25 protein-coding genes are annotated in these 26416 nt (G+C 73.2%); 8 read left to right on the forward strand and 17 right to left on the reverse strand.

Features of this window, described 5'->3' with window-relative positions; all coding sequences use genetic code 11:
• Positions 1-27 precede the first annotated feature (27 nt).
• Together ACZ466_RS32035 and ACZ466_RS32040 are read right to left on the reverse strand one after the other, a co-directional pair.
• Positions 28-1116 (reverse strand): Zn-dependent alcohol dehydrogenase, encoded by a 1089-nt coding sequence (locus ACZ466_RS32035; protein WP_378282520.1) that lies wholly within the window; start codon positions 1114-1116, stop codon positions 28-30.
• 95 nt (positions 1117-1211) lie between these two features.
• The gene (locus ACZ466_RS32040) at positions 1212-1403 is read right to left on the reverse strand and encodes a ferredoxin (RefSeq protein WP_378282519.1); all 192 of its coding nucleotides are present in this window, start codon (positions 1401-1403) and stop codon (positions 1212-1214) included.
• 410 nt (positions 1404-1813) lie between these two features.
• Here ACZ466_RS32040 and ACZ466_RS32045 point away from each other — a divergent pair, with 410 nt between their 5' ends.
• On the forward strand, positions 1814-2464 hold the full coding sequence (locus ACZ466_RS32045; protein WP_378282529.1) for a class I SAM-dependent methyltransferase: 651 nt from the start codon (positions 1814-1816) through the stop codon (positions 2462-2464).
• A gap of 9 nt (positions 2465-2473) precedes the next feature.
• On the opposite strand, the gene ACZ466_RS32050 is transcribed toward ACZ466_RS32045, so the two are convergent.
• The 11 genes from ACZ466_RS32050 to ACZ466_RS32100 all read right to left on the reverse strand — a co-directional run bounded on the left by ACZ466_RS32050 (position 2474) and on the right by ACZ466_RS32100 (position 14397).
• A complete protein-coding gene (locus ACZ466_RS32050; RefSeq protein WP_378282518.1) occupies positions 2474-3604 on the reverse strand; it encodes a prenyltransferase/squalene oxidase repeat-containing protein in 1131 nt (376 codons plus the stop codon).
• Positions 3594-4361 (reverse strand): class I SAM-dependent methyltransferase, encoded by a 768-nt coding sequence (locus ACZ466_RS32055; RefSeq protein ID WP_378282528.1) that lies wholly within the window; start codon positions 4359-4361, stop codon positions 3594-3596. The genes ACZ466_RS32050 and ACZ466_RS32055 overlap by 11 nt, the downstream gene beginning before the upstream one ends.
• Positions 4362-4469: 108 nt before the next feature.
• Positions 4470-5753 carry a glycosyltransferase family 4 protein gene (locus tag ACZ466_RS32060; RefSeq protein ID WP_378282517.1) on the reverse strand — a complete coding sequence of 428 codons (1284 nt, stop codon included), beginning with the start codon at positions 5751-5753 and terminating at the stop codon, positions 4470-4472.
• 28 nt (positions 5754-5781) lie between these two features.
• Positions 5782-7026, reverse strand: a complete 1245-nt coding sequence (locus ACZ466_RS32065) for a cytochrome P450 (protein WP_378282516.1) — start codon at positions 7024-7026, stop codon at positions 5782-5784.
• Between the two features lie 37 nt (positions 7027-7063).
• Positions 7064-8302 (reverse strand): cytochrome P450, encoded by a 1239-nt coding sequence (locus ACZ466_RS32070; RefSeq protein ID WP_378282515.1) that lies wholly within the window; start codon positions 8300-8302, stop codon positions 7064-7066.
• Between the two features lie 47 nt (positions 8303-8349).
• A complete protein-coding gene (locus tag ACZ466_RS32075; RefSeq protein WP_378282514.1) occupies positions 8350-9231 on the reverse strand; it encodes an SDR family NAD(P)-dependent oxidoreductase in 882 nt (293 codons plus the stop codon).
• 244 nt (positions 9232-9475) lie between these two features.
• Complete coding sequence (locus tag ACZ466_RS32080; protein WP_378282513.1) at positions 9476-10480, reverse strand: MBL fold metallo-hydrolase; 1005 nt, start codon at positions 10478-10480, stop codon at positions 9476-9478.
• A gap of 4 nt (positions 10481-10484) precedes the next feature.
• Entirely contained in the window at positions 10485-11645 is a 1161-nt protein-coding gene (locus ACZ466_RS32085) for a steroid 3-ketoacyl-CoA thiolase (RefSeq protein WP_378282512.1), read from the reverse strand.
• 243 nt (positions 11646-11888) lie between these two features.
• A complete protein-coding gene (locus tag ACZ466_RS32090) occupies positions 11889-13157 on the reverse strand; it encodes a cytochrome P450 (RefSeq protein WP_378282511.1) in 1269 nt (422 codons plus the stop codon).
• Positions 13158-13231: 74 nt separating this feature from the next.
• Complete coding sequence (locus ACZ466_RS32095) at positions 13232-13918, reverse strand: cytochrome P450 (RefSeq protein WP_378282510.1); 687 nt, start codon at positions 13916-13918, stop codon at positions 13232-13234.
• Positions 13919-14235: 317 nt separating this feature from the next.
• Entirely contained in the window at positions 14236-14397 is a 162-nt protein-coding gene (locus tag ACZ466_RS32100) for a hypothetical protein (protein WP_378282509.1), read from the reverse strand.
• A 214-nt stretch (positions 14398-14611) separates the two neighbouring features.
• On the opposite strand from ACZ466_RS32100, the gene ACZ466_RS32105 reads away from it, so the two are divergent.
• The 6 genes from ACZ466_RS32105 to ACZ466_RS32130 are packed head-to-tail and all read left to right on the forward strand — an operon-like array spanning position 14612 to position 20909.
• The gene (locus ACZ466_RS32105; protein ID WP_378282508.1) at positions 14612-15613 is read left to right on the forward strand and encodes a 3-oxoacyl-ACP synthase III family protein; all 1002 of its coding nucleotides are present in this window, start codon (positions 14612-14614) and stop codon (positions 15611-15613) included.
• 20 nt (positions 15614-15633) lie between these two features.
• Entirely contained in the window at positions 15634-16404 is a 771-nt protein-coding gene (locus ACZ466_RS32110) for a glycosyltransferase family 2 protein (protein WP_378282507.1), read from the forward strand.
• On the forward strand, positions 16401-17600 hold the full coding sequence (locus ACZ466_RS32115; protein ID WP_378282506.1) for a cytochrome P450: 1200 nt from the start codon (positions 16401-16403) through the stop codon (positions 17598-17600). Before ACZ466_RS32110 ends, ACZ466_RS32115 begins: the two co-directional genes overlap by 4 nt.
• A complete protein-coding gene (locus ACZ466_RS32120; protein WP_378282505.1) occupies positions 17597-19114 on the forward strand; it encodes a class I adenylate-forming enzyme family protein in 1518 nt (505 codons plus the stop codon). The genes ACZ466_RS32115 and ACZ466_RS32120 overlap by 4 nt, the downstream gene beginning before the upstream one ends.
• Positions 19111-20082, forward strand: a complete 972-nt coding sequence (locus ACZ466_RS32125) for an NAD-dependent epimerase/dehydratase family protein (RefSeq protein WP_378282504.1) — start codon at positions 19111-19113, stop codon at positions 20080-20082. Before ACZ466_RS32120 ends, ACZ466_RS32125 begins: the two co-directional genes overlap by 4 nt.
• A gap of 32 nt (positions 20083-20114) precedes the next feature.
• Positions 20115-20909 (forward strand): SDR family NAD(P)-dependent oxidoreductase, encoded by a 795-nt coding sequence (locus ACZ466_RS32130; protein ID WP_378282503.1) that lies wholly within the window; start codon positions 20115-20117, stop codon positions 20907-20909.
• Here the strand turns inward: ACZ466_RS32130 and ACZ466_RS32135 are convergent.
• From ACZ466_RS32135 to ACZ466_RS32145, 3 genes are read right to left on the reverse strand one after another with little or no spacing between them, the layout of a single operon-like run.
• Positions 20885-22096 (reverse strand): FAD-dependent oxidoreductase, encoded by a 1212-nt coding sequence (locus tag ACZ466_RS32135; protein ID WP_378282502.1) that lies wholly within the window; start codon positions 22094-22096, stop codon positions 20885-20887. The two genes, ACZ466_RS32130 and ACZ466_RS32135, sit on opposite strands and share 25 nt — an antisense overlap.
• The gene (locus ACZ466_RS32140; RefSeq protein ID WP_378282501.1) at positions 22093-22686 is read right to left on the reverse strand and encodes a PadR family transcriptional regulator; all 594 of its coding nucleotides are present in this window, start codon (positions 22684-22686) and stop codon (positions 22093-22095) included. The genes ACZ466_RS32135 and ACZ466_RS32140 overlap by 4 nt, the downstream gene beginning before the upstream one ends.
• A gap of 60 nt (positions 22687-22746) precedes the next feature.
• Positions 22747-22932 carry a hypothetical protein gene (locus ACZ466_RS32145; RefSeq protein WP_378282500.1) on the reverse strand — a complete coding sequence of 62 codons (186 nt, stop codon included), beginning with the start codon at positions 22930-22932 and terminating at the stop codon, positions 22747-22749.
• A gap of 480 nt (positions 22933-23412) precedes the next feature.
• On the opposite strand from ACZ466_RS32145, the gene ACZ466_RS32150 reads away from it, so the two are divergent.
• Positions 23413-24816: a hypothetical protein gene (locus ACZ466_RS32150; protein WP_378282499.1), complete on the forward strand. Its 1404-nt coding sequence runs from the start codon at positions 23413-23415 to the stop codon at positions 24814-24816.
• Here the strand turns inward: ACZ466_RS32150 and ACZ466_RS32155 are convergent.
• A complete protein-coding gene (locus ACZ466_RS32155) occupies positions 24802-26298 on the reverse strand; it encodes a PucR family transcriptional regulator (protein WP_378282498.1) in 1497 nt (498 codons plus the stop codon). The genes ACZ466_RS32150 and ACZ466_RS32155 overlap by 15 nt on opposite strands.
• Positions 26299-26416: the final 118 nt, after the last annotated feature.

A 26416-nucleotide genomic window follows, 5' to 3' on the forward strand; every position in this document is an offset into this window, starting at 1 on the left:
GCGGCGGACCGGGAGGGACCGGGCGGTTCAGTCGAAGAGCACGACCTGCCTGATCACGTCGCCCTTCCGCAGCGCCCGCACCGCGTCGTTGAGGTCCTCGAAGCGGATGCGCCGCGAGATGAGGCCGTCGATGTCGAGCCGGCCGGCCCGCCACAGGTCGACGAAGCGCGGCACGTCCCGTTTGAGGTCGCAGCCGCCGTACAGCGACGCCTTGAGGTTCTTGCCGTCGAACAGCAGCGCGAACGCGCTCTGCGCGAAGTCGTCGTCGGCCGCGCCCGCGCCGACCACGATGACGTCGCCGCCGCGCCGGGTGGCGCCCCAGGCGGTGGCGATGGCGGCGGACTTGCCGACCACCTCGAAGGCGTAGTCGAAGCCCAGGCCGCCGGTGAGCAGGCCCTTGGCCTCCTCCAGGCCGTCCAGGGTGGCGGTGTGGGTGGCGCCGAACCGCTTGGCGATCGGGTGCTTGGCCTCGTTGGGGTCGACGGCCAGGATGGCGGAGGCGCCGGCGATGCGGGCGCCCTGGATGACCGACAGGCCCACCCCGCCCGCGCCGACGACGGCCACCTTCGACCCGGGCCGCACCTGGGCGGTGTTGATGGCGGCGCCCACCCCGGTGGGGATGCCGCAGCCCAGCAGCGCCGCGTACTCGAACGGCACGTCCTCGTCGATCTTGATGACGCCCTGCCAGGGCACCGTCATCTCGTCCGCCCAGGTGCCGACCCCGGCCATCCCGAACGCGGGGGTGCCGTCGCCGAGCGTGAACCTGGGGTCGCCGAACGCCTGGGCGATGAAGGTCATGCACAGGTACGGCTCGCCGCGCAGGCAGTCCGGGCAGGTGCCGCAGTCGGGCGTCCAGTTGACGACCACGTGGTCGCCGACCGCGACGTTGGTGACGTGCGCGCCGACCTCGGCCACCACGCCCGCGCCCTCGTGCCCCATCACGGTGGGCGGCATGGTGGGCAGCACCCCGGTCATGGTCGACAGGTCGGAGTGGCAGACCCCGGTCGCCCTGATCCGGACCTTGACCTGGTCCGGACCCGGGTCGGCCGTGCCGACGTCGTCGCGCAGGTCCAGCTCGTCGTCGCCGACCGCGTGCAGTACCGCGGCACGTGCCATGTCTGCCTCCACAGGGGTCGGACGCCCGGGGGCGCCCTCGAAGGGGTGGATGTGAAGGGGTGCGGGAGGCCGGCGCGGCGTGCCGCGGTCCGGTGCTACTCGTCGAGGCTGAGCGCGGCCTTGGGGCAGGACCGCACCGCGTGCCGGACGCGGTCGGCCTGGTCCTCGGGAACCTCCGGCAGGAGGATCGTCAGCTCGTCGTCGTCGTTGAGGTCGAAGACCTCCGGGGCCAGACCGACGCAGACGGCGTTGGCCTCGCACACCATGGGGTCGACGCTTACCTTCATCGTCGTTGTCTCCGTTCCACCACCCGGTGGGACGCGCCACCGGTGAGCCCGACACGGTCGTTCCGCGCGGGCCAACATACCGAACCAGGTTCGATCTTCGATACGCGCCCTGCCGGGCGCCGGGGCACCCGCTCGGGGAAAAGTAGAACACGTTCCACTATTGTCGGGCAAGCCTCCGGGACACCCCCGTATCACCCGGAAACCGGGGATGTCCGGCGGCCCGGACGCGTCGAAATCACAGCCGCCGGGGACACTTGGTTCAACCCCGACCGAATATGGATAAAGTGCCGGGACACGCCCGGCGGAGGAGACCGATGACCCACAGCACGGCGTCCACCCACGCGGGGACGACCCCACCCCCGGCACCGCCCCAGGACGGCCCGCGGCCGGACGCCGCGCCCGCCGTGCCGATGCCGGGCGACCTGCTGCGCGCGGCCCGCGCCGCCAAGGGCTTCATGCCCGACGACGAGGGCCGGGCCCTGTACGAGACGGCCCTGGAGTACGGCGCGCGGCACGGCGGCTCCGGCCGCCCCCTCCTGGAGATCGGCAGCTACTGCGGCAAGTCCGCGATCTACCTGGGCGCCGCGGCCAGGGCGACCGGCGCGACCGTCGTGACCGTCGACCACCACCACGGCTCGGAGGAGAACCAGGCGGGCTGGGAGCACCACGACCCGTCCCTGGTGGACCCCCTCACCGGGCGCATGGACACCCTCCCGAGCTTCCGCAGGACCCTCGGCGCCGCCGGGCTCGAGGACCACGTCGTCGCGATCGTCGGGGCCTCCCGCACCGTCGCCGCGTTCTGGCGCACCCCGGTCGCCCTGCTCTTCATCGACGGCGGCCACGCCGAGGACCTGGCGCAGGCCGACTACGCCGACTGGGCGCCGTGGATCGCCGTCGGCGGCGCGCTGGCGATCCACGACGTCTTCCCCGACCCCGCCGACGGCGGCCAGGCCCCGTACCACGTCTACCAGCGCGCCCTGGCCAGCGGAGCCTTCACCGAGCACCGGGTCGAGGGCTCGCTGCGCGTCCTGGAGAGAACGGCCGACACCCCCGTCCTGTGACGCCCCGGGTCAGTACGCCCCGGGTGTGGGCGTCGCCTCCCGGGTGAACACCCCGCAGCCGCAGGCGATCGGGTCGGCGGCCGTGGACGGGCCCAGCGGGCGCCCGGCGATCTCCTTGAACAGGCGGGCGCCGGGGGAGGCGTCCGCGAGCGCGTCGGCCGCCAGGATGACCGCGGCGGCCGTGTAGGTGGAGCGGTCCCCGGGGAAGTGCCGCTGGTTCTCGTACTGCCAGCCGGTCCAGTACGAGCCGTCCTCGTGCCGCAGGTGCTGGATGGTGCGGAACAGCTCCAGGGCGCGGTCGCGGTCGCCCGCCGCGTCCAGGGCCATCACCAGCTCGCAGCTCTCGGCGGCCGTCACCCACGGCTGGTCGGCCACGCAGCGGCAGCCCAGCCCCGGCACCACGAAGGCGTCCCAGCTCTCGGCGAGCCGCCGCGCCGCGGCCTCGCCGCGCAGCGGCCCCGACAGGACCGGGTAGTACCAGTCCATCGACCAGCGGCTCTTGTCGGCGAACGCCTCGGGGTGCGCGGCGACGACGTGGCCGAGCTGGTCGGCGGCCAGCTCCCAGTCCGGCTCCGGCTCGCCCAGCGCCTCCGCCAGCGCCACCGCGCAGCGCAGCGACTGGTAGATCGAGGAGCAGCCGGTCAGCAGCGCGTGGTCGGAGGGGGCGCCGTCCGGGTTCCGCATCCAGATGATCTCGCCGCGGCCGGTCTGCAGGCCGAGCACGAAGTCGACGGCCCGCCGCACGGCGGGCCACATCCGCCGGACGAACTCCTCGTCCCCGGTCATCAGCAGCTCGTGCCAGACGCCCACGGCGAGGTAGGCGGCGTGGTTGGACTCGCCCCACGGCTCGGTGACCTCGCCCAGCACCCACTTGGCGGGCCAGGACCCGTCCGGCCGCTGCACCGAGCGCAGCCACTCGTAGGCCCTGCGGGCGGGCTCGCGCAGCCCGGCCACGGTGAGGGCCATCGCGGCCTCGACGTGGTTCCAGGCGTCCACGTGCCCCGGCACGCCGCCGGTCGGGCTGAACCAGGGGATCGCGCCCGACTCCTCCTGCTGGGCGACGATGCTGCGCGCGGTCGCGACGACGTCGTCGGGACCGAGCACGCCGGGCACGGCGGGAGGCGCGGTCTCAGACCGCATCCGCGGTCTCCGCGTCCTCGGCGGCCGCCGCGGTCCCGGCGGACCCGGCGGGCTTGGTGAAGTACACCACGACGCTCTTCCCGATGACGGGGTTGAGGACCTGCTCGGCCAGGCGGGTCGCCAGCGGCCGCTTCATGATGTCCCACACCAGGAGCCGGTGGTACGCCTTCGCGGCCGGGTGATCGTCGTTGTTCACCCCGACCGCGCACTTGATCCACCAGTAGGGGGCGTGCAGGCCGTGCGCGTGGTGGTGGCCGTTCACGCGGAAGCCGGTGGCCTTCAGCTTGGCCTCGAGCTCGGCCCGGGTGTAGATGCGGACGTGCCCGCCGGGGGCGGTGTGGTAGTCCTCCGACAGGGCCCAGCAGACCCGCTCGGGCAGCCAGCTCGGCACCGTGACCGCCAGCCTCCCGCCCGGCCGCAGCACCCGCAGCAGCTCCCGCATGGCGCTCATGTCGTCGGGGATGTGCTCCAGCACCTCGGACGCGACGATCTTGTCGAAGTGGCCGTCGGGGAACGGCAGCTCCAGCGCGTCGCCCCGCACGGTCTCGGCGGACGCCCCCTCGGGGACCTCCCCCTCCAGCCGCATGGCGCCGAACATCTTCTCCACGCCGGCGAGCTCGCCGGCGTCCAGGTCGAAGGCCGTGACGTGCGCCCCCCTGCGGTACAGCTCGAAGGCGTGCCGCCCGGCGCCGCATCCCATGTCCAGGACGCGCTCTCCGGGTTTGACGCGGAACCGCTGGAAATCCACGGTCAGCAGGGTGATGCTCCTTCCGTACCGGGGGACGCCGCCGGGGCGGTCCCCGCCTGTGTCGGGCCGCGGCGCCCTACGGGGGCTCGCTCGCGGCGCGTGCCGTGCGGGCCCCGGTCAGGCCCCGCCCGCGGCCATCCGCCGGTAGCGCTGCTGGTCGATCGCGGCGCGGTAGTGCTCCACCGTGGCCCGCGCCACGGCCGGCCAGGCGAACCTGCGCTGCACGCGGGCCAGGCCCGCCTCGCCCGCGCGGGCCCGTTCGGAGGGGGAGTCGTGCAGCCGGCGCAGCGTCGCGGCCAGCTCCTCCACATCGCCCGGCTTGACGAGGATCCCGGCGTCGCCGACGACCTCCGGCAGCGCCCCGGCTCGGCTGGCGACCAGCGGGGTGCCCGAGGCCATGTGCTCCACGGCGGGCAGCGAGAAGCCCTCGTACCGCGACGGCACGACGGCGGTCTCGGCCGAGGCCAGCAGCTCGCCCAGCTCCTCGTCGCTGATGCCGCTGACGAACCGCACCCGCTCGCCCAGGGCCAGTTCCCGGACGAGCTTGGCGGTGGGGCCGTCCTTCTGCGGGCGGCTGACCACGATCACGTGCACGTCCCGCTCGGTGGCGACCTTGGCGACCGCCCGCAGCAGCACGTCCACGCCCTTGATGGGGGCGTCGGCGCTGGCCATGGCCACGATGCGGCCGGGGACGCGCTCGCCTCGCGGATGGAAGATCCGGGTGTCGACGCCCAGCGGCAGGATCTCGATGTCGCGCGGGTCGACCCGGAAGTCCTTGACGATGTCGACCTTGGAGGACTCCGACACCGTCAGCACCGGGCCGATCCGCCGCGCGACCTGCGACTGCATGGCGACGAAGCCGTACCAGCGGCGCTTGCCGAGGTTCTGCCTGATGCCGCGCGCCGCCTCCAGCTCGATCCGCCGGTCCACGCTGATCGGATGGTGGATGCTGGTGACCAGGGGCAGGTCCAGCCGGCCGATGCCGAGGTTGCCCAGGCCCAGGACCTGGTTGTCGTGCGCGACGTCGAAGTCGCGGCGGCGGCGCCGCAGCTCGCGCACCACGCGCAGGCTGAAGGTCAGCGGCTCGGGGAAGCCGCCGGTCTTCATGTGGGCGAACTCGAGCACGTCGATCCAGTCGCGGAACTCGCGCAGCGCCGGCGTGCGGAAGGGGTCCTCGTCCCGATAGAGGTCCAGGCTCGGGATCTTGGTCAAAGTGATCTCGTCGCGGTCCAGCTCGGGATACGGTTGCCCGGACAGCACCTCGACCGTGTGCCCCAGGTCGGCCAGCTCACGGCTCAGATGCCGGAGGTAGACGCCCTGACCGCCGCAGTGCGGCTTGCTCCGGTACGAGAGCAGGGCCACGCGCAACGGACCGCCCGACGACTCCTCTGTGTCAGCCACGCCAGTCCCAGCTCACGCACCACTCCTGTCAGTCGTGGAACGCCGGGCGCTGGCGCACCGGCATCCCCTTGATGCCGTTGATGAAACTAGACCTTAGCCTCCGGACGTTACCGGAGAGTTCAATATTGGGCAGAGTGTCCAAAAGTGTTTCGAAGAGCACACTCAGCTCGAGCCGGGCAAGATGGGCGCCGAGGCAGAAATGCGGCCCCCCGCCGCCGAAGCCGAGGTGCGGATTGGGCTCCCGGCCCACATCGAACGCGAACGGGTCGTCGAACACCCGCTCGTCCCGGTTCGCCGACGCGTAGAACACCACGACCTTGTCGCCCGCCGCGATCCGCTCGCCGCCCAGCTCGGTGTCCCGGATCGCGGTGCGGCGGAACAGGTTGACCGGCGTGACCCACCGGACGATCTCGTCCACCGCCGTCCGGACCAGCGCCCGGTCGGCGCGCAGCCGCGCCCACTGCTCCGGATGCTCGAACAGCGCCAGCATCCCGCCCGACGCCGCGTTCCGGGTCGTCTCGTTGCCCGCCACCGACAGCAGCATCACGAACAGCTCGAACTCGTTCCCGGTCAGCTCGTTGCCGTCCGCGTCCGGTTGCAGCAGCCGGGTGATGATGTCCTCGCGCGGCTCGGCCCGCCGGGCCTCCGCCAGCCCGGCCGCGTACGCGTACAGCTCGGCCGCCGCCGTGTCCCCGGCCTCCGGGGACGACTGCAGCTCCGGATCGCTGCCGCCGATCAGCGTGTTCGACCAGTGGAAGATCTTGTCGCGGTCCTCCACCGGTGCCCCGAGCAGCTCGCAGATCACGTACAGCGGCAGCGGCGCCGCCACGTCCCGGACGAAGTCGGCCTCCCCGCCCGCCTCCAGCGTCGCCGCGACCTCCCCGACCAGGTCGCGGCAGATGTCCCGGACGTGCTCCTCCAGCGCCCCGATCGCCCGCGGCGTGAACCCGCGGTTCACGATGCTCCGCTTGCCCGTGTGCTCCGGCGGATCCTGGTTCAGCATCATCATCCGCTGCAGCGCCAGCTGCTCGGGCGCCGGCTCCTCGAACAGCGCCAGCCGCTCGTAGGAGGAGAACACCTCCGGATGCCGGGAGACGTGCACCACGTCCGCGTGCCGCGTCACCGCCCAGAACGGAGGAGCCTCCGCCTCCGGATCGCCGTGGTGCCGGTGGACGGGGGCGTGCTCCCGCAGCGCCGTGAGGTGCTCATGGGGCACACCACCCGCCTCGTACACACTCGGATCGACCAGCTCGACGTGGGAGACGCGGGTCATGGCGGGCCTCTTTTCATGGGGTGGGGAGGCGCGGGGGTCAGGTGTCGGCGGGGGTGAACTGGACCTGGAGTTCTTTGACGCCGTTGACGAAGTTGGAGCGCAGCCGGCGCGGTTCGCCTACCGGGCGGATGTCGGGCATCCGATCGAGAATCGTCTCAAAGATGATGCTCAGATTCATCCGCGCGAGGTGGGTTCCGAGGCAGAAATGCGGGCCGCCGCCGCCGAAGCCGAGGTGCGGGTTGGGGTCGCGGCCGACGTCGAAGGCGTGGGGGTTCTCGAAGACCCGCTCGTCGCGGTTGGCCGAGCCGTAGAACAGGACGACCTTGTCGCCCGCCTTGATCCGCCTGCCGCCCAGTTCGGTGTCGCGGGTCGCGGTGCGGCGGAACTGGTTGATCGGGCTGACCCAGCGGACGATCTCCTCGACCGCGGTGGGCAGCAGGCTCCGGTCGGCCTTCAGGCGCTCCCACTGCTCGGGGCGCTCGAAGAAGGTCTGCATGCCGCCCGCGGTGGCGGTGCGGGTGGTCTCGTTCCCGGCGATCGACAGCATGATCACGAAGAGCTGGAACTCCTCGTCGCCGAGGCGCGTGCCGTCGGGGTCGGGCTGCAGCAGCTTGGTCACGATGTCGTCGCGCGGGGTGGAGACGCGGTCGCGGGCCAGCTCGCCCGCCCAGGCGGCGAACTCGGCGGCGCAGGCGGCCGACTCGGAACGGTCCCCGATGTACTCGGGGTCGTTGAACGCCACCAGCTTGTTGGACCAGTGGAAGATCTTCTCGCGGTCCTCCAGCGGCGCGCCGAGCAGCTCGCAGATCGTGTAGAGGGGCAGCGGCGCCGCGAAGTGCTCGACGAAGTCGCAGGTGCCCAGCGGGGCGGCGGCGTCGATCAGGCGATCGCAGATCCGCCGGATGTGGTCCTGCAGCTTGCCGATCATGCGCGGGGTGAAGCCCTTGTTGACCATGGACCGCAGCCGGGTGTGGTCGGGCGGGTCCTGGAAGAGCATCATCATCCCGTAGAGGGCGATGTCCTCCTGCGTGAACTCCTCGAACATCGACGTGCGGGTGTGGGAGGAGAACAGCTCGGGGTGCCGGGAGACGTGCACGACGTCCTCGTGCCGGGTCACCGCCCAGAAGCCGGGGACGCCGTCGTTGGGGTCCGGGTGCCAGTGGACGGGGTCGTGCTCGCGCAGCCAGGCGAACTGCTCGTGCGGGATGCCCTCCCTCTCGTACACGCCGGGGTCGATGACGTCGATGTCGGGGAGGATGCCGGTCTCAGGCGACATGGAGGATCCTTCTGGCCGGGGTGGGCGGTCAGGTCGAGGGGTCGTGCTCAGGAGAGGGCGGAGACGAAGCCGGCGGTGCCGGTGGCGACTTTGGGGCCCAGTTCGGCGGCCAGGGCGGCGGCCGTCCACGTGCTCTCGGTGCGGGCCTCGTAGGCGACGGTGGGCGGCGCCATGACCGCGACGCGGGCGCCGTGGGCCATGAAGACCTGGCCGGTGACGTCCTGGGCGGCGGGCGAGGCGAGGTAGGCCACCAGCGGGGCGACGTGCTCGGGCGCGAGCGGGTCGGGCCCCTCGGACGGGGCGGGCCCGAAGACCGCGGTGGTCATGGCGGTGCGGGCGCGCGGGCAGATCGCGTTGGCGCGCACCCCGTACCGGCCGCACGACAGCGCGGTCGAGAGAGTCAGCGCCGCCACGCCGCCCTTGGCCGCGGCGTAGTTGGGCTGTCCCGGCGCGCCGATCATGAACGCCTCGGAGGAGGTGTTGACGATCCGCGCGTACACGGGCCCGCCGGTCTCCTTGGAGCGCGCCCGCCAGTGCGCGGCGGCGATCCGGGAGGTGACGAAGTGGCCCCGGAGGTGGACGCGCACGACCGCGTCCCACTCGTCGGCGGACATGTTGAACAGCATTCGGTCGCGGGTGAAGCCGGCGTTGTTGACCAGCACGTCCAGCCCGCCGAACGCGGCGAGCGCGGTGGCGAGGAGGCCCTCGGCCGTCTCCCACGCCGCGACGTCTCCGGCGTGGACGGCGGCCTCGCCGCCGCGGTCCCTGATCTCCTCGGCGACCGCCTCGGCGGTCTCGGCGCGCACGTCGTTGAGCACCAGCCGGGCTCCGGCGGAGGCCAGCGCGAGGGCCTCGGCCCGGCCGAGCCCGTCGCCGGCGCCGGTGACCACGGCCACCCGTCCGGCGAGGCTCACATCTGGGTCGGTCACTGCGGTCCCTTCCCGGGGGCGGTACGGGGGAACGCGGCGCCGGGCGGAGGGGCCGCCGTCGCGCCTCGGGGCCCGTCCACCGGCGCTGGCGCCGGGTTCCGATCTAGATGACTGAGCGCTTGCTTGGGGGAACGATCTAGAACACGTTCTAACATGAGACTCGAGTCTCATCAAGAGTCCCGTGCGGGGAAGTGACATGAGTCGCACCCCCGGCCCGGAGGCGCCGGGGGTGCGTGGAGAGGTGTCAGGCCGTGCGGACGAAGCTGAGCGTGCCGCCGTTCCCCTCGCGGCGGGCGACGCCGCGCCGCTCCAGGGCGCGCAGGTGCGCGGCCGCCTCGCCCGCCGCCATCCGGCGGGACGTCAGCGGCATCGCGTCCCAGGTGTCGCGCCAGGTCATCCCCGCCGCCAGCTCCCACAGCGTGGCCGGCTCGGCGGACAGCAGGCCGGTGATCTCGCTCAGCCGGTCCTCGTGATGCCCGATGATCTCCTCGGCCCGCTCGGTGAGCCCCCGGAAGCGGTACTGGTGGGCGGGCAGCACCTCGCCCACGCCCATCCGGGCGACCCGCTCCAGCGAGGCCAGGAAGTCGCCCAGCGGGTCCACGTCCGGGATGTCGTACGGGTACAGCCCGATGTGCGGGGTGATCCGCGGCAGCACGTGGTCGCCGGTGAAGATCCGGTCGCCGTCCTCCAGGTGCAGGCACACGTGGCCGGGCGAGTGGCCGGGCGTCCACACCGTGCGCAGCGCGCGGCCGGGCAGGTCCACCAGGTCCCCGTCGGCCAGCTCGCGGTCGGGCTCGGCGGGCGGGTCCACGCCGCCGCGCGGGTCGTGCCCGGCCAGCTCCTCCTCGCCCGCGCCCGCGCGCCGCATCGCGTCGGTCTCCCAGCGCCGCTCGCCGTCCCGCCGCAGCACGCCGCGGAACGCCCGGACGATCGCGGCGTCGTCGCGGTGCATCGCGATCCAGGCGCCGGACGCCTCCCGCACCCGGCCCGCCAGCCCGGCGTGGTCGGGATGGAAGTGGGTGACCACCACCCCGTACACGTCGGCGAGGTCGATCCCGAACGTGCCCAGCCCGTCCTTGAGCGCCGCCCAGGCGTCCTCGTGCTCCCACCCGGCGTCGACCAGGACGGGGCCGCGCGGGCTCTCCACCGCGTACACGAGGGTGTAGGCGAGCGGGTTGCCGGGGATCGGCACCGGCACGCTCCACACGCCGCCGCCGAGGTCCTCAGGTCCCGCCGGTGCGGACGGCACCCGCTCAGACCCTCTCGAGCACGGTCGCGGTGGACAGCGCGCCGCCGCAGCACATGGTGACCAGCGCGGTCGCGGCGTCGCGGCGCTCCAGCTCGTGCAGCGCGGTGGTGATCAGCCGGGCCCCGGTCGCGCCGACCGGATGGCCGAGCGCGATGGCGCCGCCGTTGACGTTGACGCGGTCCATGTCGGGCCCGTGCACCGACGCCCACGACAGCACCACCGACGCGAACGCCTCGTTGATCTCGGTGATGTCGATGTCGGCCATGGTCATGCCCGCGCGGGACAGCGCCCGCTCGGTGGACTGGACGGGGCCGTCCAGGTGGTAGTACGGCTCGGAGCCCACCAGCGCCTGCGTCCTGATCCGCGCGCGGGGGCGCAGGCCCAGGGCGCGGGCCCGGTCCTCGTCCATGACCAGGACGGCGGCGGCGCCGTCGGAGATCTGCGAGGAGGTGCCCGCGGTGTGCAGGGCGCCCTCGCCCAGCACCGGCTTGAGCCGGGCCAGGCCCTCGGCGGTCGTCTCGCGCAGGCCCTGGTCGCGGGTGACGGTGCGGGTCTCGCCGGTCGGGGCGCCCTCGGCGTCCAGGACGGGCGCCTCGATCGGGGCGATCTCGCGGTCGAAGCGCCCGTCGGCCCACGCCTTGGCGGCCAGCTGCTGGGAGCGGGCGCCGAAGGCGTCCAGGTCGGCGCGGGCGAGGCCGCGCCGGGCGGCGATCCGCTCGGCGGCCTCGAACTGGTTGGGCATGTCGAGCGACCAGTCGTCGGGCCGCGGATTGGCGGGCAGCACGTTGCTGCCCAGCGGCGACCGGCTCATCACCTCGACGCCGCCGCCTATGGCCGCGTCCACCACCCCGGCGGCGACCTGCGCGGCCGCCAGGTGCACGGCCTGCTGGGCGGAGCCGCACTGGGCGTCGATGGTGGTGACGCCGGCCTGCCAGGGGAGTCCCGCGTACAGCCAGGCGTACCGGCCGACGTGGCCGCCCTGCTCGCCGGACTGCGTGACGCATCCGGCGAAGACCTGCTCGACCTCGCCTGCGTCCAGGCCGGAGCGGTCGAGCAGCGCCCGGTAGGCGTGCGCCAGGACGGCCTGCGCCTTGAGGCCCGCGAGCCAGCCGTTGCGCTTACCGAGCGGCGTGCGCACCGCGTCGACGATCACGGGAGTGCCCATTGCGGTCTCCTTCTAGGCTGCGATTCCAAAGTCCCGGCCTACGGCGCTCGCCTGGCGGCTCGCCCCTAACCGGGCCTGTGCGAGCGCGGCATCGCTTCGCGATCTGGCCGGTGACACTCGCCTCCGGCGTCGCATCACCGGCCAGGTAACGCGCTCGCGCGGTACCTGAGGCCACGTCTAGAACCCGATTCAGGTTCAACTGTAACGTGTTCTAGTTTCGGGTGGAAGGGGACCGCCGCGGCGTCAGCCGCAGCGCACGGGCAGCTCCTTGATGCCGTTGATCCACGCCGACCGCAGCCGGCGCGGCTCGCCCGCCCGCCGGATGCCCGGCAGCTCGTCGGCGATCGCCTCGAACATCAGCCCGATCTCCAGCCGGGCCAGGCTCGCGCCGATGCAGTAGTGCGCGCCCGTCCCGCCGAAACCCAGATGCGGGTTGGGGGAGCGGGTGATGTCGAACCGCTCGGGGCGCTCGAACACCTCCTCGTCGAAGTTGGCCGAGCTGTAGTACATGGCCAGCCGGTCGCCGGCCCGGATCTCCGCCCCGCCCAGCTCGGTGTCGCGGACGGCGGTGCGCTGGAACGCGGTGACCGGGGTCGACCAGCGCACCACCTCGTCCGCCGTCGTCTCCGGCCGCTCGGCCCGGAACAGCTCCCACTGCCCCGGATCGTCCAGGAACGCGATCATGCCGTGGGTGATGGCGTTGCGGGTGGTCTCGTTCCCGGCCACCGCCAGCACGATCATGAAATAGCCGAACTCGTCGTCGGTCAGCCCGCGGGCGCCGTCGCCGCCGTCCCGGACGTCGGCCTGGACGAGCCGGGTGACGATGTCGTGCGCGGGGCAGGCGCGGCGGCGCTCGGCCAGGTCCATCGAGTAGCCGATGATCTCGGCGGCGGAGCCGGTGGGGTCGGCGTCGTACTCGGGGTCGTCGTAGCCGAGCATCCGGTTGGACCATGCGAACAGCCGCCCCCGATCCTCCTGCGGCACGCCCATCAGCTCCGCGATCGCCTGCAGCGGCAGCTCGGCGGCGATCCGGGTGACGAAGTCGAACGCGCCGCCCCCGCCGTCGCGGCGGGCCTCGGCCACGATCCGCCCGGCCCGTTCGCGCAGCGCGTCCCGCAACCCCTCGACCACGCGCGGGGTGAAGCCGCGCGAGACGATCCGGCGCAGCGTGGCGTGCTGCGGCGCGTCCATGTTGATCAGCAGGTTCGCCCGCTGCACCGCCAGCTCCTCGGGGGTGAACGAGCCGTTGAAGCGGATCACCGAGCCGTTGGCCGCGGCGGAGAACCGCTCGTGGTCGCGGGAGATCTCCTTGACGTGGGCGTGCTTGCTCACCACCCAGAACCCGCCGTCGTCGAAGCCGGTGCGGCCGCGCGGCTGGGCGTTCCACCAGGGGCGGGCGGTGCGGCGCAGCGCCGCGAACTCCTCCAGCGGGACCCGCTCGGCCATCAGGTCGGGGCAGCTGGGGTCGAAGTGCTCGGGGACGGTGACACTCTCGGGCACGAGGCTCGTCATGGCCCCAACGTAGAACGCGTTTCAAGGCGGGAACAAGAGGAAATGAGACTTGCGTCTAACCGCAAGTCTCTGCATCATGGAACCAGCCTGACCTGCAAGCTCGCGTATGTCGGCACCAGGACCCGGGTGGCCGCTCGGCGTGCCACGATCCGGTACGGACGGCCCTGCGAGAGCAGGTTCTGGAGCATCCGCGCGATCTGGACCCGGGCCACCGCCGCCCCCAGGCACAGGTGCCGTCCCCCGCCGAACCACAGCTGCCGCGTCTCGGGCACGTAGTCCCGCCCGATGTCGAACGGCCCCACCCGCGTGGTGGCCAGGTAGGTCAGCAGCAGTACCCGCTCGCCCGCCCGCAGCCGCCGCCCGCCGACCGTCGCGTCGCGCGCCACGTGCCGTCCGATGACCGGCGCGGGCGTGGACATCCGCAGCCCCTCCCGCACGGCGTTGTCCATCAGGCCGGGATCGGCCAGCAGCGCGTGCTGCTGGCCGGTGTCGTGCAGGAGCGCGACCGTGCGGGACGTCCCCGAGGCGCCCGTCTCGGTGCCCGCGATGGCCAGCAGCGTGGCGAGCCCGCGGGCGCCGTCCTCGGTGAAGAGGTCGCGGGCCTTGGTCCGCACCTCCGTGTGCCGGGCGCCCCCGAAGAACTGCGCCATCTCCTCACCGAAGAACTGTGCCCACATGTGGCCGACGCCGCCCTCGCCGACCATGCTGAAGCACGCGTGGTCGGCGAGGACCTGCCGGGCCAGCAGCGGATCGGTCACCACCCACCGTTCCTAGGGACTGTGCATGAGTTGCTCAGCCGCGCGCCCCGAACGGTGCTGGGCGCACTGGTCCCCGGCGTACTCGACCCCGGGGCGGCGACACGCATCCTGTGTGTGGTCCGTTCCCGGGAGGCCGGTTCCCTATGCGACCTGGCCATGTGGGCTCGACCAGAGGCGACGGGGAGGCCCCAGACCATCACTCCGGTGGAAAGGGGGCCCCGCACGCCGACATCGAACCCGGCGTCCCAGATCGCGCTACTGAAAGTACAGAAACCAACACCGAACGTCAACTCGAACCACTCGATTACCCGTATGTCCACTCAACCGACCTCACAGACGAACAGTTCCCACCCCAGCCGGGGGACGCGCGTGATGGGGCCGGTGTGCCGGGCCGCCTTCAGCAGGGCGAACAGGCCCTTGTTGCCGTTCCAGAGCAGCCGGGCCTCGTGCCGGGCCGCCGCCGCGTGTTCCGTCCTGATCACAAGGAGAGTCTGCGGCCTGGGACGTACCGGTCGGACCAGGCACTTCACCTCAATGACCTGAGTGGTGGTACTCACCCCGAACCGGGGTGGAGTGCCTGGTCACGGTTCCGTAGGGTCTCCCTGGCCGGGACCCGGCGCGGCCGGTGAGGCTGTCGGTACGTCAACGAACACGGCACGACCAGCACGGATCGACAGGAACGGGAGTCCGGACCACATGAGAGCCCGCATCGCAGGGGTCGCCGCGCACCTGCCCGAGCGCACCCGCACCAGCGCCGAGGTGGAGGCGCTGGTCGAGGCCCGCAGCGCGGGCTTCCGGCCGCTCCCGACGATCGTCCGGCGGATGACCGGCATCGAGACCCGCCATGTCATGGCCGACCACGAGCAGGCGTCCGACCTGGCCGTGGCCGCCGCCCGGCGGGTGCTGGCCGAGCGCGGCCACGGCCCCGACCGGCTGGACCTGCTGATCTTCGGGTCGGCCTCGCAGGACCTGGTCGAACCGGCCACCGCGCACATCGTCGCCGCCAAGCTGGGCGCGACCTGCCCGGTGTTCGACGTCAAGAACGCCTGCAACAGCTTCCTCAACGGGCTCCAGGTCGCCGACGCGCTGATCCGCACCGGGCAGCACGAGCGGGTGCTGGTGTGCACGGGGGAGAGCCCGTCGCGCGCGATCCGCTGGTCGGTGCGGGACCGCGCGCAGTTCGCGGACGCGTTCGCCGGCTACACGCTGTCGGACGGCGGCGCCGCGATGCTCGTCGAGGCCGCCCCCGACGGCGGGATCTTCTACCGCGACTTCACCGCCGTCTCCACCGCCTGGGACGTCGGCACACTGCCCGGCGGAGGGTCGATGCACCCCCGCGACCCCGACCGCTCCTACTTCAGCGGCGACGGCCGCAAACTCAAGGACGCCTTCCTCGGCCACGGCCCCGAGATGTTCGTCACCGCCCTGGAGAAGACCGGGCTGACCTGGGACGACTTCGCCGCCGTGTGCGTGCACCAGGTGACCCTGCCCTACCTGGAGACGCTCCGGTCGGTCCTGGGCATTCCGGAGGACCGGCTCGTGGTGACGCTCCCCGAGCACGGCAACCTCGCCTCCGCGTCCCTGCCGCTGCAGTTCGACACGGCGCTGCGCGCGGGCCGGTGCGGGCCGGGCGACCTGGTCGCGTTCGTCGGGTTGGCGGGCGGCGTCAGCCTCGGCGTCGTGTTCGCCGAACTGTGAACGAGAACGGAGTCGTTCCGATGAACCTGTGGGTCGTGATCCCCGCCTACGACGAGGAGCGCTCGATCGGGGCGACGCTGCGGCGGCTCGCCGAGCAGACCGACCCCGGGTTCACCCTCGTCGTGGTCGACAACGGCAGCACCGACGGCACCGCCGACGCGGTCCGCGCCTTCGCCGCCGCCCACCCGGGCGGCCCGGAGGTGCGGATCGTCACCGAGCCGCAGAAGGGCACCGGCGCCGCCGCCGACACCGGCTTCCGGCACGCCATCACCGCCGGGGCCACCCACGTCGCCCGCACCGACGCCGACTGCCTGCCCGACCCGGGCTGGATCGCGGCGGTGAAGGGGGCGTTCGCGGACGGCCTGGAGTTGGTCAGCGGACCGCTGCGGCCCCGCACCGACGAGTTCGCGCTCAGGTTCTGGGAGCGGCGGCTGCTGCCCGCCGTGATCTCGACCGCCGCGCTGTTCGGCCGGTTCCGGCCGGGCAACCAGGACCCCGCCTACCTCGGGCCGTACGTGATGATGCCGGGCTGCAACCTCGCGATCACCGCCGACCTGTACGAGCGGGCCGGGGGCTTCCCGCGCACCCGCATCGAGGACGTCCACGAGGACCGCGCCCTGGTCAACCGGGTGCGCCGGCTGACCCGCGCGTACGGGCTGCGCAAGGACGTCCTCGTGCACGGCTCGGTGCGGCGGCTGCGCGCCTACGGCCTGGTCGGGACGCTCGGCTGGTACGCCGACCACCGCCACACGCCCGAGATCGTCGACATCCGGATCGGGGACCTGCGATGACGCCTTCCTCGGACGCCTGGGAACGGCGGCTCTACCTGGCCGCGCACCCCGTCGCCTACCCGCTGCTGCGCGGCCTGGCCCGGCGCGGCCCCGTCGTCCGGGTGCCCGGGGTCGGCGTGGTGGTGAACGACGCCGCCCGCGCCCGCGAGGTTTTGATGGACGGCGACACCTTCCGCAAGGACGGGCCCGGCTCGCCCGGCGACCTGTGGACGCCGGTGCTCGGCCCGTCCGTGCTGCTCAACATGGAGGGCGAGGCGCACCGGGTGCTGCGCCGCCGCCTCACCGAGCTGTTCACGCCCTCCTACACCCAGGACCTGTGCGCCCGTGTCCTGGCCGAGCCGCTGGAACGCCTCGCCGACCACCTGGAGCGGGGCGCGGTGGTCGACCTGGTGGACACGATGCGGGTGATGGCGGGCGCCGTGATGAGCGAGGTCATCGGCTTGGAGAGGCGTCCGGGGGACGGCGCGGAGGCCGGCTTCCGGGAGCTGTTCGAGCAGGGCGAGCGGATCGTGTCGATGGTGTCGCTGCGCAGCCGCAGCCTCTCGCCCCGCCAGGTGGAACGGGCCCGCGCCGTGCTCGGCCCGCTCGGCGACATCGCCGCCAAGGCGTACGCGGCGGGCGGGGACTCCACGGTGATGGGCCGGATGCGGGAACTCGGGCTGTCGGAGGAGGAGGCGCGCGGCGCCGCCGGGGCGTTCTTCCTCACCGGGACCGAGACCGTCGCCACGCTCGTGCCGCGCCTGATCGCCCTGCTGCACGACACCGGCCGCCTCGACGTCCCGGCTGCGTCCGGTCCGGCGGCGTCGCCGTCGGCGCTCGACCGGGCGATCGACGAGGCGATGCGCGTGACGACGCCCACGCCCGTCATGCTGCGCAGCGTCCACCGCCGCGTGGACCTGGGCGGGGTGCGGGTGGGGCCGGGCGACCGGATCCTCATCGCCACCTACAACTGCTGCCGCGCGTACGGGCCGTTCGACCCGGACGGGCCGCCGCACCCGCCCGAGCTGCGCCGCCTGTGGTTCGGCGCGGGGCCGCACTTCTGCATCGGCTACCCGCTGGCGATGGCCGAGATCCGCGCGGTCGCCCGGACGGTCCTCGCCGCCGCACCGCTGAAGATCACCGGTCGTGCGGCCGCGCGCCGCGTGCTGATCCCGACCTACGCGCGGCTGACCGTGAGAGCGGAGCGGGCCCGATGATCCTGATCGAGCGGCTCCTGGCGCAGGCCGCCGCGACGCCCGAGGCCGTCGCGCTGGTCGCGGGGGACGGGACGGAGCTGTCCTACGGCGGACTGCGCCGGCAGGTCCTCGCCGTCCGGCACGCCCTCCTCGCCACCGGGCTGGAACCGGGGGACGGGGTGCTGTTCTCCGTACGGCCGTCGCCCGAAGCCCTCGTGCTGGCGCTCGGCGTCGTGGCCGCCCGGGGCGTGGTGGTCTTCGCCGACCCGGGCGCGGGCCCGGAGATGTTCACCGCCCGGCTGCGCCTGGCGCGTCCCCGGTGGTCGGCCGCCGAGTCGTTCCTGTACGCGGCGAGCAGGCTGGGGCCCGTCCGGGCGTACGCGCGGCGCCGCGGCCTGCTGCTCCCCGACCTCGGTGCCCTGGAGGTCCCGGGGGAGGGGCGGATGCGGCACATCTACACGGGACGGTGGCTGCCCGGCGTGCCGCGCGGCGCCCTGTCCCTCGCCAAGATCGTCCAGGGGCCCGCGGAGGAGCCCCCCGATGCCGGGGATCCCGACGCGCCCGCCACCGTCATCTTCACCTCCGGCACCACCGAGAACCCCCGCGCGGTCGTCCATTCGCAGGGTTCGCTCGCCGCCGCGCTCGACCTGTTCCGGGAACGGCTGCCGCTGGGGCCGGGCGACGTCGTCCACACCGACCAGCTCATGCTCGGCCTGCCGACGCTCATCTCGGGGGCGCGCTGGTCGATGCCGCCGCTGTTCTGCTCCCCGGCCGCGTTCGCGCGCCTCCTCAGGGACCGCGGAGCCACCCACACCTTCTGCGTCCCGGTCCACCTCGCCGAGATCCTGGACGCCGCCCCCGAATTCCCGGCCGCCCTGCGCTACGTTCTTCTTGGCGCGGCCCCCGCACCCCCCGCGATCCTGCGCCGCGCCCTGTCCGCAGCCGCCCCCTCAGCCAAGGTCCTTTCCGTCTACGCGATGACCGAGATCCTCCCCGTGGCGATCGCCTCCGCCGAAGAGAAACTGGCCCACACCCGCTCGGGCTCCGACGGGGACCTGCTGGGCGAACCCCTCGTCCCCGCACGCCTCGACGCCTCCGGCGAACTCCACCTGTCCGGGCCCAACCTCTGCCGCGGCTACCTCGGCGACCCGCCCCTCACCGAGCTGCCCACCGGCGACCTGGCCCGCCTCGACGACGGCCGCCTCGTCCTCACCGGCCGGAAGAAGGACATGCTGATCCGGGGGAAGTTCAACCTCTACCCCGGCCTGTACGAGCCGGCCATCGCCGCGCTGGACGGCGTCGCCGAGGCCGCCATCGTGGGCCTGCCCGACCCGGAGACCGGCGACGAGGAGGTCGTCCTGGCCGTCGTCGGCGACACCGACCCCGGCCGCCTGCGCCGCCGGCTCCCCGAGGTCATCGACCACGACGCCCTCCCGGACCGCGTCGTCGTCCTCCCCGCCCTGCCCCGCTCCGGGCGCGGCCGCAAGCTCGACCGGGACCGCCTGCGCGAACTGGTAAGGGAGGCGGCCGTATGAAAGTCGCCGTCACGGGGGCATCCGGATTCGTCGGCGGGGCCGTGTGCCGCGCCCTGGCCGAGCGTGGAATCGAGACGCACGCTTACGGCCGACGCACCGTCGTGGACCGCGCGCACGTGGGCGGCGCGTCCTACCGTTCCTGGGACCTGACCCAAGGGCCCCTCCTGGACGCCCCAGAGGTCAACGCCGTCATCCACTGCGCGGGCAGCGTCAGCGACTGGGGCCGGGCGTCCACCCTCTTCGCCACCAACCTGACCGGCACCAAGAACGCCCTGGCCGCCTTCCCCAAGGCGCGGTTCGTGCACGTCAGCACCGCCAGCGTGTACGACCCGTACAGCCCCACCGTCATGGCCAAGGAGCACGAGGCCCCCGCGCCCCGCTACCTCAACGCCTACGGGGCGTCCAAGGCCGCCGCCGAACGGGCCGTGCTGTCGGTGATGCGGGGCCACGGCAGGGCGCTCTGGCGCGGCCCCAGCCGCCGCGAAGCCCTCATCCTCCGGCCCCACGCCGTCTACGGCCCCGGCGACACCACCCTCCTGCCGCGCGTCCTGTCCTCGGTGCGCGGCCCCGTCCTCACCGCCGTCGGCAGGCCCCGGCAGCGCGTCAGCCTCACCTCCGTCGCCAACCTCGCCCAGGCGTGCCTCCTGGCCGCCTGCGGCCCCGTCGGGACGGGCGTCTACAACATCACCGACGCCGAACCGGTGACGCTCGACGAGGCGTTCCGCGCCCTCCTCGGCGAACGCGGCGTCAAGGCCCGCCCCGTCTACCTGCCCGCCGCGCCCGTCCGGTCCCTGGCCGCCGCCGTCGAGGGCGCCTACCTCCTCGCCCGCCGCCCCCAGCCGCCCACCCTCACCCGGTACGCCATCGGCCACCTCGCCGTCGAACGCACCCTCGACATCACCGCCGCCCGCTCCGTCCTCGGCTACGAGCCCGCCGCCACCACCTTCGCGGGCGCCGCCGCCTGGTAGAGGAGCCGCCCGGCCGGGGAAGGTAGGACGGCATGGAGATCGAACTCACCGGGCGCACCGCCCTCGTCAGCGGCTCCACCCAGGGCATCGGCCGGGCCATCGCCGCCGGGCTCGCCCGCGCCGGAGCCCGCACCGTGATCAACGGCCGGTCCGGGACCGGGGTCGCCGCCGCCGTCGAGGAGCTCACCGCCGAACTGCCCGGCGCCGACCTCACCGGCGTCGCCGCCGACCTCGCCACCGCCGCGGGCGCCCACACCCTGCTGGAACGGGTCCCGGCCGTCGACATCCTGGTCAACAACCTCGGGATCTTCGGCCCGCGGCCCGTCCTGGAGATCGACGACGCCGAATGGCGCCGCTACTTCGAGATCAACGTGCTCTCCGGGGTGCGGCTCACCCGCCAGTACCTGCCCGGCATGATGGAACGCGGCTGGGGCCGGGTCCAGTTCATCGCCAGCGACTCCGCCGTCGTGACGCCCGAGGAGATGGTGCACTACGGCATGACCAAGACCGCGCTGCTCGCCGTCTCCCGCGGCTACGCCAAGGCCGCCGCGGGCACCGGCGTCACCGTCAACACCGTCATGGCCGGGCCCACCCACACCGAGGGCGTGGAGGACTTCGTCGCCGAACTGGTCGGCGCCGGCCTCCCCTGGGACGACGCCCAGCGCCGCTTCATGGCCGAGCACCGCCCCAACTCCCTGCTGCACCGCCTCATCGAGCCCGAGGAGATCGCCAAGATGGTCGTCTACCTCGGCTCCGACCACGCCTCCGCGACCACCGGCGGCGCCGTGCGGGTCGACGGCGGCTACATCGACGCCATCCTGCCCTGACCCACCGGCCGCTCCCAGTCGATCCGGAACCGGTGCTCCTCGCCGAGCGTCCGCTCCGGCGTCATGAACGTCCGCGTCGCGACCGGCATCATCAGCTTCATCATGGCCAGCGCCGCCGGGCCCAGCGTCTTGCTGTTGTTCGTCCGCGCCGCCCGCGCCGCGACCTTCCGCACCCGGCCGCGGCGCAGCCGCTCGTACGCGGCGAACGCGTCGCCGAGATCGGGCAGGTCCCGCACGCACCGGGCCAGCTCCACCGCGCTCTCGGCGGCCAGCGACGCGCCCTGCCCCGAACTGGGCGACGGCGCGTGCACCGAGTCCCCGACCAGCACCATCCGGCCCCGGTGCCAGCGCGGCACGTCCGGCATGATCTGCGTCGTGCCCAGCACGAACAGCCGCTCCGCCGGGGTGCTCTCCACCAGCTCCCGCCCCGGCCGGTCGGCGGCGTAGATCTCCCGCAGCCGCCGCAGCCACTCCTCGTTCGGCACCTCGCGGGCCTGCGCCGACGTCATCGGCTCCCGGTGCGGGACGTTGCCGAACCACGCCGTCGTCCCGTCCGGCTGCACCCAGTAGCCCAGGAAGGCCCGGTCGCCGAACGCGAAGTACGCCGTGTCCGGCTCGGCGTCGACCGCGATGTCGGCCCGCGCGCCCAGGTTCAGCAGCGGCACGTGCTCGGGGCCGGGCGCCTCCCGGTCGATCAGCGTCCGGACCGTCGACCGGATCCCGTCCGCCCCGACCAGCAGGTCACCGGTGGCGGTGCTCCCGTCGGCGAACCGGGCCGTGATCCCGCCGGGCCCCTCCTCGACATCGACCAGCCTTCTGCCGTGCTCGATCCGCACGCCCTCCGCAAGGGCCCTGTCCTGCAGCACCCGATAGAGGTCGTAGCGCCACAGCGCCCGACCGGGCGGGAGCCCGTCCAGGCCCCGCATCACGCCGATCTTCTTGCCCTTGCCGTCCAGCATGACCGAGTGGCTCATCGGCTGCCCGACGCCCCGCACCGCCTCCGCCGCGCCGACCGCCTCCAATGCCGCCAGCCCGTTGGGCGCGAGCGTGAGCTGCCCGCCCACGCCGTCGGCGCCGCCCGCGTACGCCTCGTACACCACGGGCTCCACGCCCGCCCGCTTCAACGCCATCGCCGCGACCGTCCCGGCGATGCCGCCGCCGATGACCAGTGCCGTCCTGTCCGTCATGCTCGGCTCCCGAAGATCCGTTGCCATTCCCGGCCGTACGCCGGGTCCCGGAGCGACTCCACCAGCCGCCCCACGAAGCGGCGCTCGGCGTCGAGCACCTCCAGGCGGTACTCCTCCTCGACCAGGAACACCCAGGCCACCCCCTGCTCGGTGGCCTGCCTGACCTTGCCGCGGATCTCCTCCGCCTGCCCGTCCAGCGCCTCCGCCCGCCGCCCGAGCAGCTCGACCGCCTCGTCCGGCGCGAGCACGCTGAGCAGCGACAGGGCGGCGCCGAACCGGGGGTACTCCTCCTGGGGCTGCGCCACCAGCTCCCGCAACCAGTCGTAGAGCTCCGCCCGGCCCTCGCCGGTGAGCTCGTAGACCGTCCGCTCGGGCCGCTGGGTGTCGCGCACCGTCTCCCGCTCGACGATGAACCCGGCCTTCCGCAGCTGGTTCACGACCATGTAGAGCGAGCCCCGGTTGTACTTGAAGCTGCGCTCCTTGTCGGTCTCCTTGAGGCGCCGCCCCAGCTCGTAGGGATGCATGGGCTCCCAGAGCAGGAACGCCAGCACCGCCAACGCCAGGGGATTGGCCACCCGCCGCTTCTCCATATAGCCAGGATCAACTATCAACCATCGAATAGTCAATCCCAACTATTGCGCCCGCCGCCGTCAGGAGCCGGACCCGTCCCGCCGCGGCGCCCGCCCGTCCAGCACCCTCCGGACCAGCCGCCGGAACTCCGGATCCCGGGAATGCTCGTCGAGGATCTCCAGATTGCGCCGCACCCTCCGCGACAGGCGCGCGCCCTCGCGCGCCCTGTCGATCAGCGGCGGCTCACCGTCCCGGGATTCGCGCATCGGATCACCACTTCGTTCGCGCTTTACAGGGATGGGCTTCGCATGGCGACATGGAGAGGAAAGAGCCCATCGCGAAATGTTATCGATTGGCCACGCTTCGTATTCAAAGCATACGAGAGCTGGTCCGATGTGGTCAACGTGGGGTCAAGACGCGATCCCTGCCGAGGTGGAAGGCCGCATTTTTCCGCCTTATCTAGAAAGAGCTGGCGGTCCGCTCCCGTGGCCTTCCGCCGATCGGAGCGATATTGAGGTGTTGTCGTCGGTAATGGCTTTGCGTGGCGCAGGTTCGGCGGATTCGTCGCCCTTGGTGCCCGCGAGACGGGAGACGGAAGCCGGCGGCCACGGGGCGGGCCCTCGGGCGGCTGCTCGCGGGGACCGGCACCGGGTACGGCGGGCCCCGGCTTCATCGGCGGAACCCGCGGGTGGGGGCGTGCGTCTGTAGCGGAGTTCTGGATGGCGATCTTGGTGTGGAGGGTTTCCATGGGTGACGCGGCGGTGCTCGATCCGGATCGGGTGGTCGAGGCCGCGGCCGATCTGCGCTCCGTGCTGCCCTCGGCGCGGCGGATGTTCGCGGAGAACCCGGCCGGCTGCCGGATGGTGATCGTCTTCGCGCTGCTCGGGCTGGTGCAGGCGCTGCGGGAGGGGAACCCCGGCGAGCGCGAGGCGGCGCTGCGGGAGATCGGCGCGGCGACGTCCGGGTACGAGGAGGACGAGGTCCTGCGCGGCGTGCCCGGGGAGATGCGCCCCTACCGGCTGCGGTCGCAGCGGCGGCTGGCGACGCTGCTGCGGGACGGCGGCGACCTGGACGGGGCGCTGGAGGCGGCGACGGCGGCCCGGGACGAGGCGCTGCTGATCGAGCCGGGACGGCACGGCCTCGGCCTGGACGAGGAGGCCGCGGTCTCCGAGGGGCTGCTCATCTCGGTGCTGGAGCGGGCGGGGCGTACCGAGGAGACGCTGGAGGCGGGCGAGCGGCTGGTGCGGTACGAGGAGGTGCTGACGGCGCGCGACCCCGGCCAGGGGGAGTTGGGGAACGCCTGCCTCGACCACGGGCTGCGGCTGCTGAGCGCGGGTCGTACTGAGGAAGGCGCGGGGCATCTGCGCCGTGCCGTGGAGGCGTACCGGGTGCAGACCGGTGATGAGGTGCGGTTCAACCTGGCGCTGGCGGCGGACCGGCTCGGGGTGACGCTGGCGAGAGGCGGCGAGCCCGAGGAGGGGCTGGCGTTCATGCGGGAGGCCGTGGCGGCGCAGCGGGCCATGGAGTCGCCTGGGCCGGACGAGATCGAGGCGCTGGCCTGGAGCCTGCGGAACATGGCCGTATGCCTGGGCGGTCTCGACCGAGACGACGACGCGGTGGAGTCCGGGCGGGAGTCGTTGGAGCAGTTCCGGCGGCTGGCCGGGCTGGATCCGCGGTGGTTCGACGAGGTCGTTTCCGGGGAGCGGTTGCAGGCGGAGTTCCTGGCCGCGGCGGGGCGCCTGGAGGAGGCGCTGGAGCTGGGCGAACGGTCGATCGCCGAGGAAGGGGAGCGGCTGGCGAAGGATCCGGGGCGCAGCCGGATGTCCCTGGCCGAGTCGCGGATCCGCCAGGGGCTGCGGCTGGAGCGCCTGGGGCGGCCGGACGAGGGCCACCTGAGCGGCGCGATGGAGATCTACCGGCAGGCCGTCGCGGCCGGTCCCGGTGATGGTCTGTACGACGATCTCGTCCGGACGGCCGGAAGGCAGGCGGTGTCCCTGGAAGGGGTGGCCGACCGCTATCGCGGGCGGCCCGAGTACGGGGAGCGCCTTGTGGAGGTGCTCGAAGTGCTGGAGAGGGCGCACGTCCTGGACGGCAACGAGGAGGACGCCGCCCGCGTGCGGGCCGAGAGGCTGTCGTCAGCGCAGGCGTAGGGCGAGGAAGAAGTCGACCCGGTCCTCCAGGCGGGAGAGGTCGCGGCCTGTGAGTTCCTCGATGCGCTGTATGCGGTAGCGGACCGAGTTGACGTGCAGGTGCAGCTGTTCGGCGCAGCGCGTCCAGGAGCCGGAGTGCTGGAGAAAGGTCTCCAGGGTGAGGACGAGGTCGGCTTTGTGCTCCTCGTCGTAGGTGAGGAGGGGGTCCAGCAGGCGCTCCTTGAACATCTGCCTGACGTCGTCGGGGACGCTGGCCAGCAGGAGTACGTGCGTGGCCAGTTCGTCGTGGCCGACCACGCACACCGGGTCGGTGCGGGCGGCGGCCAGGCGCCGCGCGTAGCGGGCCTCCTCCGTCGCGCCGCGCAGTTCTCCGGCGGCCACCGGTTTGCTCACGCCCACGGCGAGTCCGGCGAGTCCGGGGGCGAGGGCGGAGAGGGCGGTGCGCAGGGGGGCGGTCAGGTCGTCCCGGGCAGGGACCAGGGCGATGGCCTCCTCGCCAAGGAGACCTATGAGCGAGTGGTCGGGGAGGATCTCCGCCAGGACGGTGCGCAGTTCCCCTGGGCGAAGGTCGCCGTGTGCGGTGGCGGCCACGGCGGTGAACGGGACGTCCAGGTCCAGGCCGGTGAGCTTGAGGTGGGGCAGGATCTCGTCGTCGCGTGAGGCGACCACCCGGACCAGTTCCTGGGAGAGGCGGCCCTCGGTGCTGAGGCGGTCGTCCAGGCGGGCGCGTTCCAGGGCCACGATCGCGGCGAGCTCGTCGGTGAGGGCGCGGCGCTCGGCGGGCCATTCGGACCAGTCGCCCTCGCAGGCGATGAACCAGTCGGCCACCCGCGAGGTGGTCTCCTCGGCGACGGGGAGGAGCGTGATGTCGGGTCCGGCCTGGTGGCAGGGGAGCCGGTCCGCGGTGAGGAAGGCGCGGGCGAGGGCGGACGGGTCGGTGTCCAGGGGGTGCGGGCCCGCGACCAGGCGACCGGCCGGGGTGAGGACCCAGCAGCGCATGCCCAGGTCGCGGCCGACGAGCTCCAGCACCGGGTCCAGCCCGGTGCCGCGGGTCAGCCCGGCGACCAGGCGGCGGTGCCGGTCCAGGACGGCGCCGAGGTCGGCGGCGCGGGCGGTGGACAGCCGCCGCACGACCTGCTCGGTGATCGTGGCGAACGCCACGTCCTCGGGCACCTGGAACAGCGGGATGTCGTGCCGCTCGCAGGCCGCCGTCAGGTCGGCGGGGATGCGGCCGCGCTCGACGTCCCAGGCGGCCAGGCCGGACACGCCCGAGCGGGCCAAGGCGCGGACGAACACCTCGGAGTCGGCGGGCCCGGACCACCAGACCAGCCCGGTCAGGACCAGTTCGCCGCCGCTGAGGTAGCGGCCGGGGTCGAGCAGGTCGGTGGTGACGACCCAGCGGATCTCGCGGTCGAGGCCGTCCTCGCCCGTGACGGCGCGCAGCCGGAGGTCGGGCATGGCCAGCAGGGCTCGCAGTTTCATGGGGCCTCTCTTGGAGCAATGCACGAAAAGTACCCGTTCGGAGGAGGCGCGGTTCGGAGGTCCTGCGTCTCGACCGGCGCGGGGCGGGCTGTGTGTACTGCTGGTGGAGGGAGGGGGC

It is taken from the genome of Actinomadura rugatobispora (assembly GCF_055379765.1).

Bases quoted from the DNA above. Each gene is read 5' to 3' on its own strand.
- ACZ466_RS32035 (WP_378282520.1), bottom strand. From the start codon at position 1,116: ATGGCACGTGCCGCGGTACTGCACGCGGTCGGCGACGACGAGCTGGAC.
- ACZ466_RS32040 (WP_378282519.1), bottom strand. From the start codon at position 1,403: ATGAAGGTAAGCGTCGACCCCATGGTGTGCGAGGCCAACGCCGTCTGC.
- ACZ466_RS32045 (WP_378282529.1), top strand. From the start codon at position 1,814: ATGCCGGGCGACCTGCTGCGCGCGGCCCGCGCCGCCAAGGGCTTCATG.
- ACZ466_RS32050 (WP_378282518.1), bottom strand. From the start codon at position 3,604: ATGCGGTCTGAGACCGCGCCTCCCGCCGTGCCCGGCGTGCTCGGTCCC.
- ACZ466_RS32065 (WP_378282516.1), bottom strand. From the start codon at position 7,026: ATGACCCGCGTCTCCCACGTCGAGCTGGTCGATCCGAGTGTGTACGAG.
- ACZ466_RS32070 (WP_378282515.1), bottom strand. From the start codon at position 8,302: ATGTCGCCTGAGACCGGCATCCTCCCCGACATCGACGTCATCGACCCC.
- ACZ466_RS32085 (WP_378282512.1), bottom strand. From the start codon at position 11,645: ATGGGCACTCCCGTGATCGTCGACGCGGTGCGCACGCCGCTCGGTAAG.
- ACZ466_RS32090 (WP_378282511.1), bottom strand. From the start codon at position 13,157: ATGACGAGCCTCGTGCCCGAGAGTGTCACCGTCCCCGAGCACTTCGAC.
- ACZ466_RS32105 (WP_378282508.1), top strand. From the start codon at position 14,612: ATGAGAGCCCGCATCGCAGGGGTCGCCGCGCACCTGCCCGAGCGCACC.
- ACZ466_RS32110 (WP_378282507.1), top strand. From the start codon at position 15,634: ATGAACCTGTGGGTCGTGATCCCCGCCTACGACGAGGAGCGCTCGATC.
- ACZ466_RS32115 (WP_378282506.1), top strand. From the start codon at position 16,401: ATGACGCCTTCCTCGGACGCCTGGGAACGGCGGCTCTACCTGGCCGCG.
- ACZ466_RS32120 (WP_378282505.1), top strand. From the start codon at position 17,597: ATGATCCTGATCGAGCGGCTCCTGGCGCAGGCCGCCGCGACGCCCGAG.
- ACZ466_RS32125 (WP_378282504.1), top strand. From the start codon at position 19,111: ATGAAAGTCGCCGTCACGGGGGCATCCGGATTCGTCGGCGGGGCCGTG.
- ACZ466_RS32130 (WP_378282503.1), top strand. From the start codon at position 20,115: ATGGAGATCGAACTCACCGGGCGCACCGCCCTCGTCAGCGGCTCCACC.
- ACZ466_RS32135 (WP_378282502.1), bottom strand. From the start codon at position 22,096: ATGACGGACAGGACGGCACTGGTCATCGGCGGCGGCATCGCCGGGACG.
- ACZ466_RS32140 (WP_378282501.1), bottom strand. From the start codon at position 22,686: ATGGAGAAGCGGCGGGTGGCCAATCCCCTGGCGTTGGCGGTGCTGGCG.
- ACZ466_RS32145 (WP_378282500.1), bottom strand. From the start codon at position 22,932: ATGCGCGAATCCCGGGACGGTGAGCCGCCGCTGATCGACAGGGCGCGC.
- ACZ466_RS32150 (WP_378282499.1), top strand. From the start codon at position 23,413: ATGGGTGACGCGGCGGTGCTCGATCCGGATCGGGTGGTCGAGGCCGCG.
- ACZ466_RS32155 (WP_378282498.1), bottom strand. From the start codon at position 26,298: ATGAAACTGCGAGCCCTGCTGGCCATGCCCGACCTCCGGCTGCGCGCC.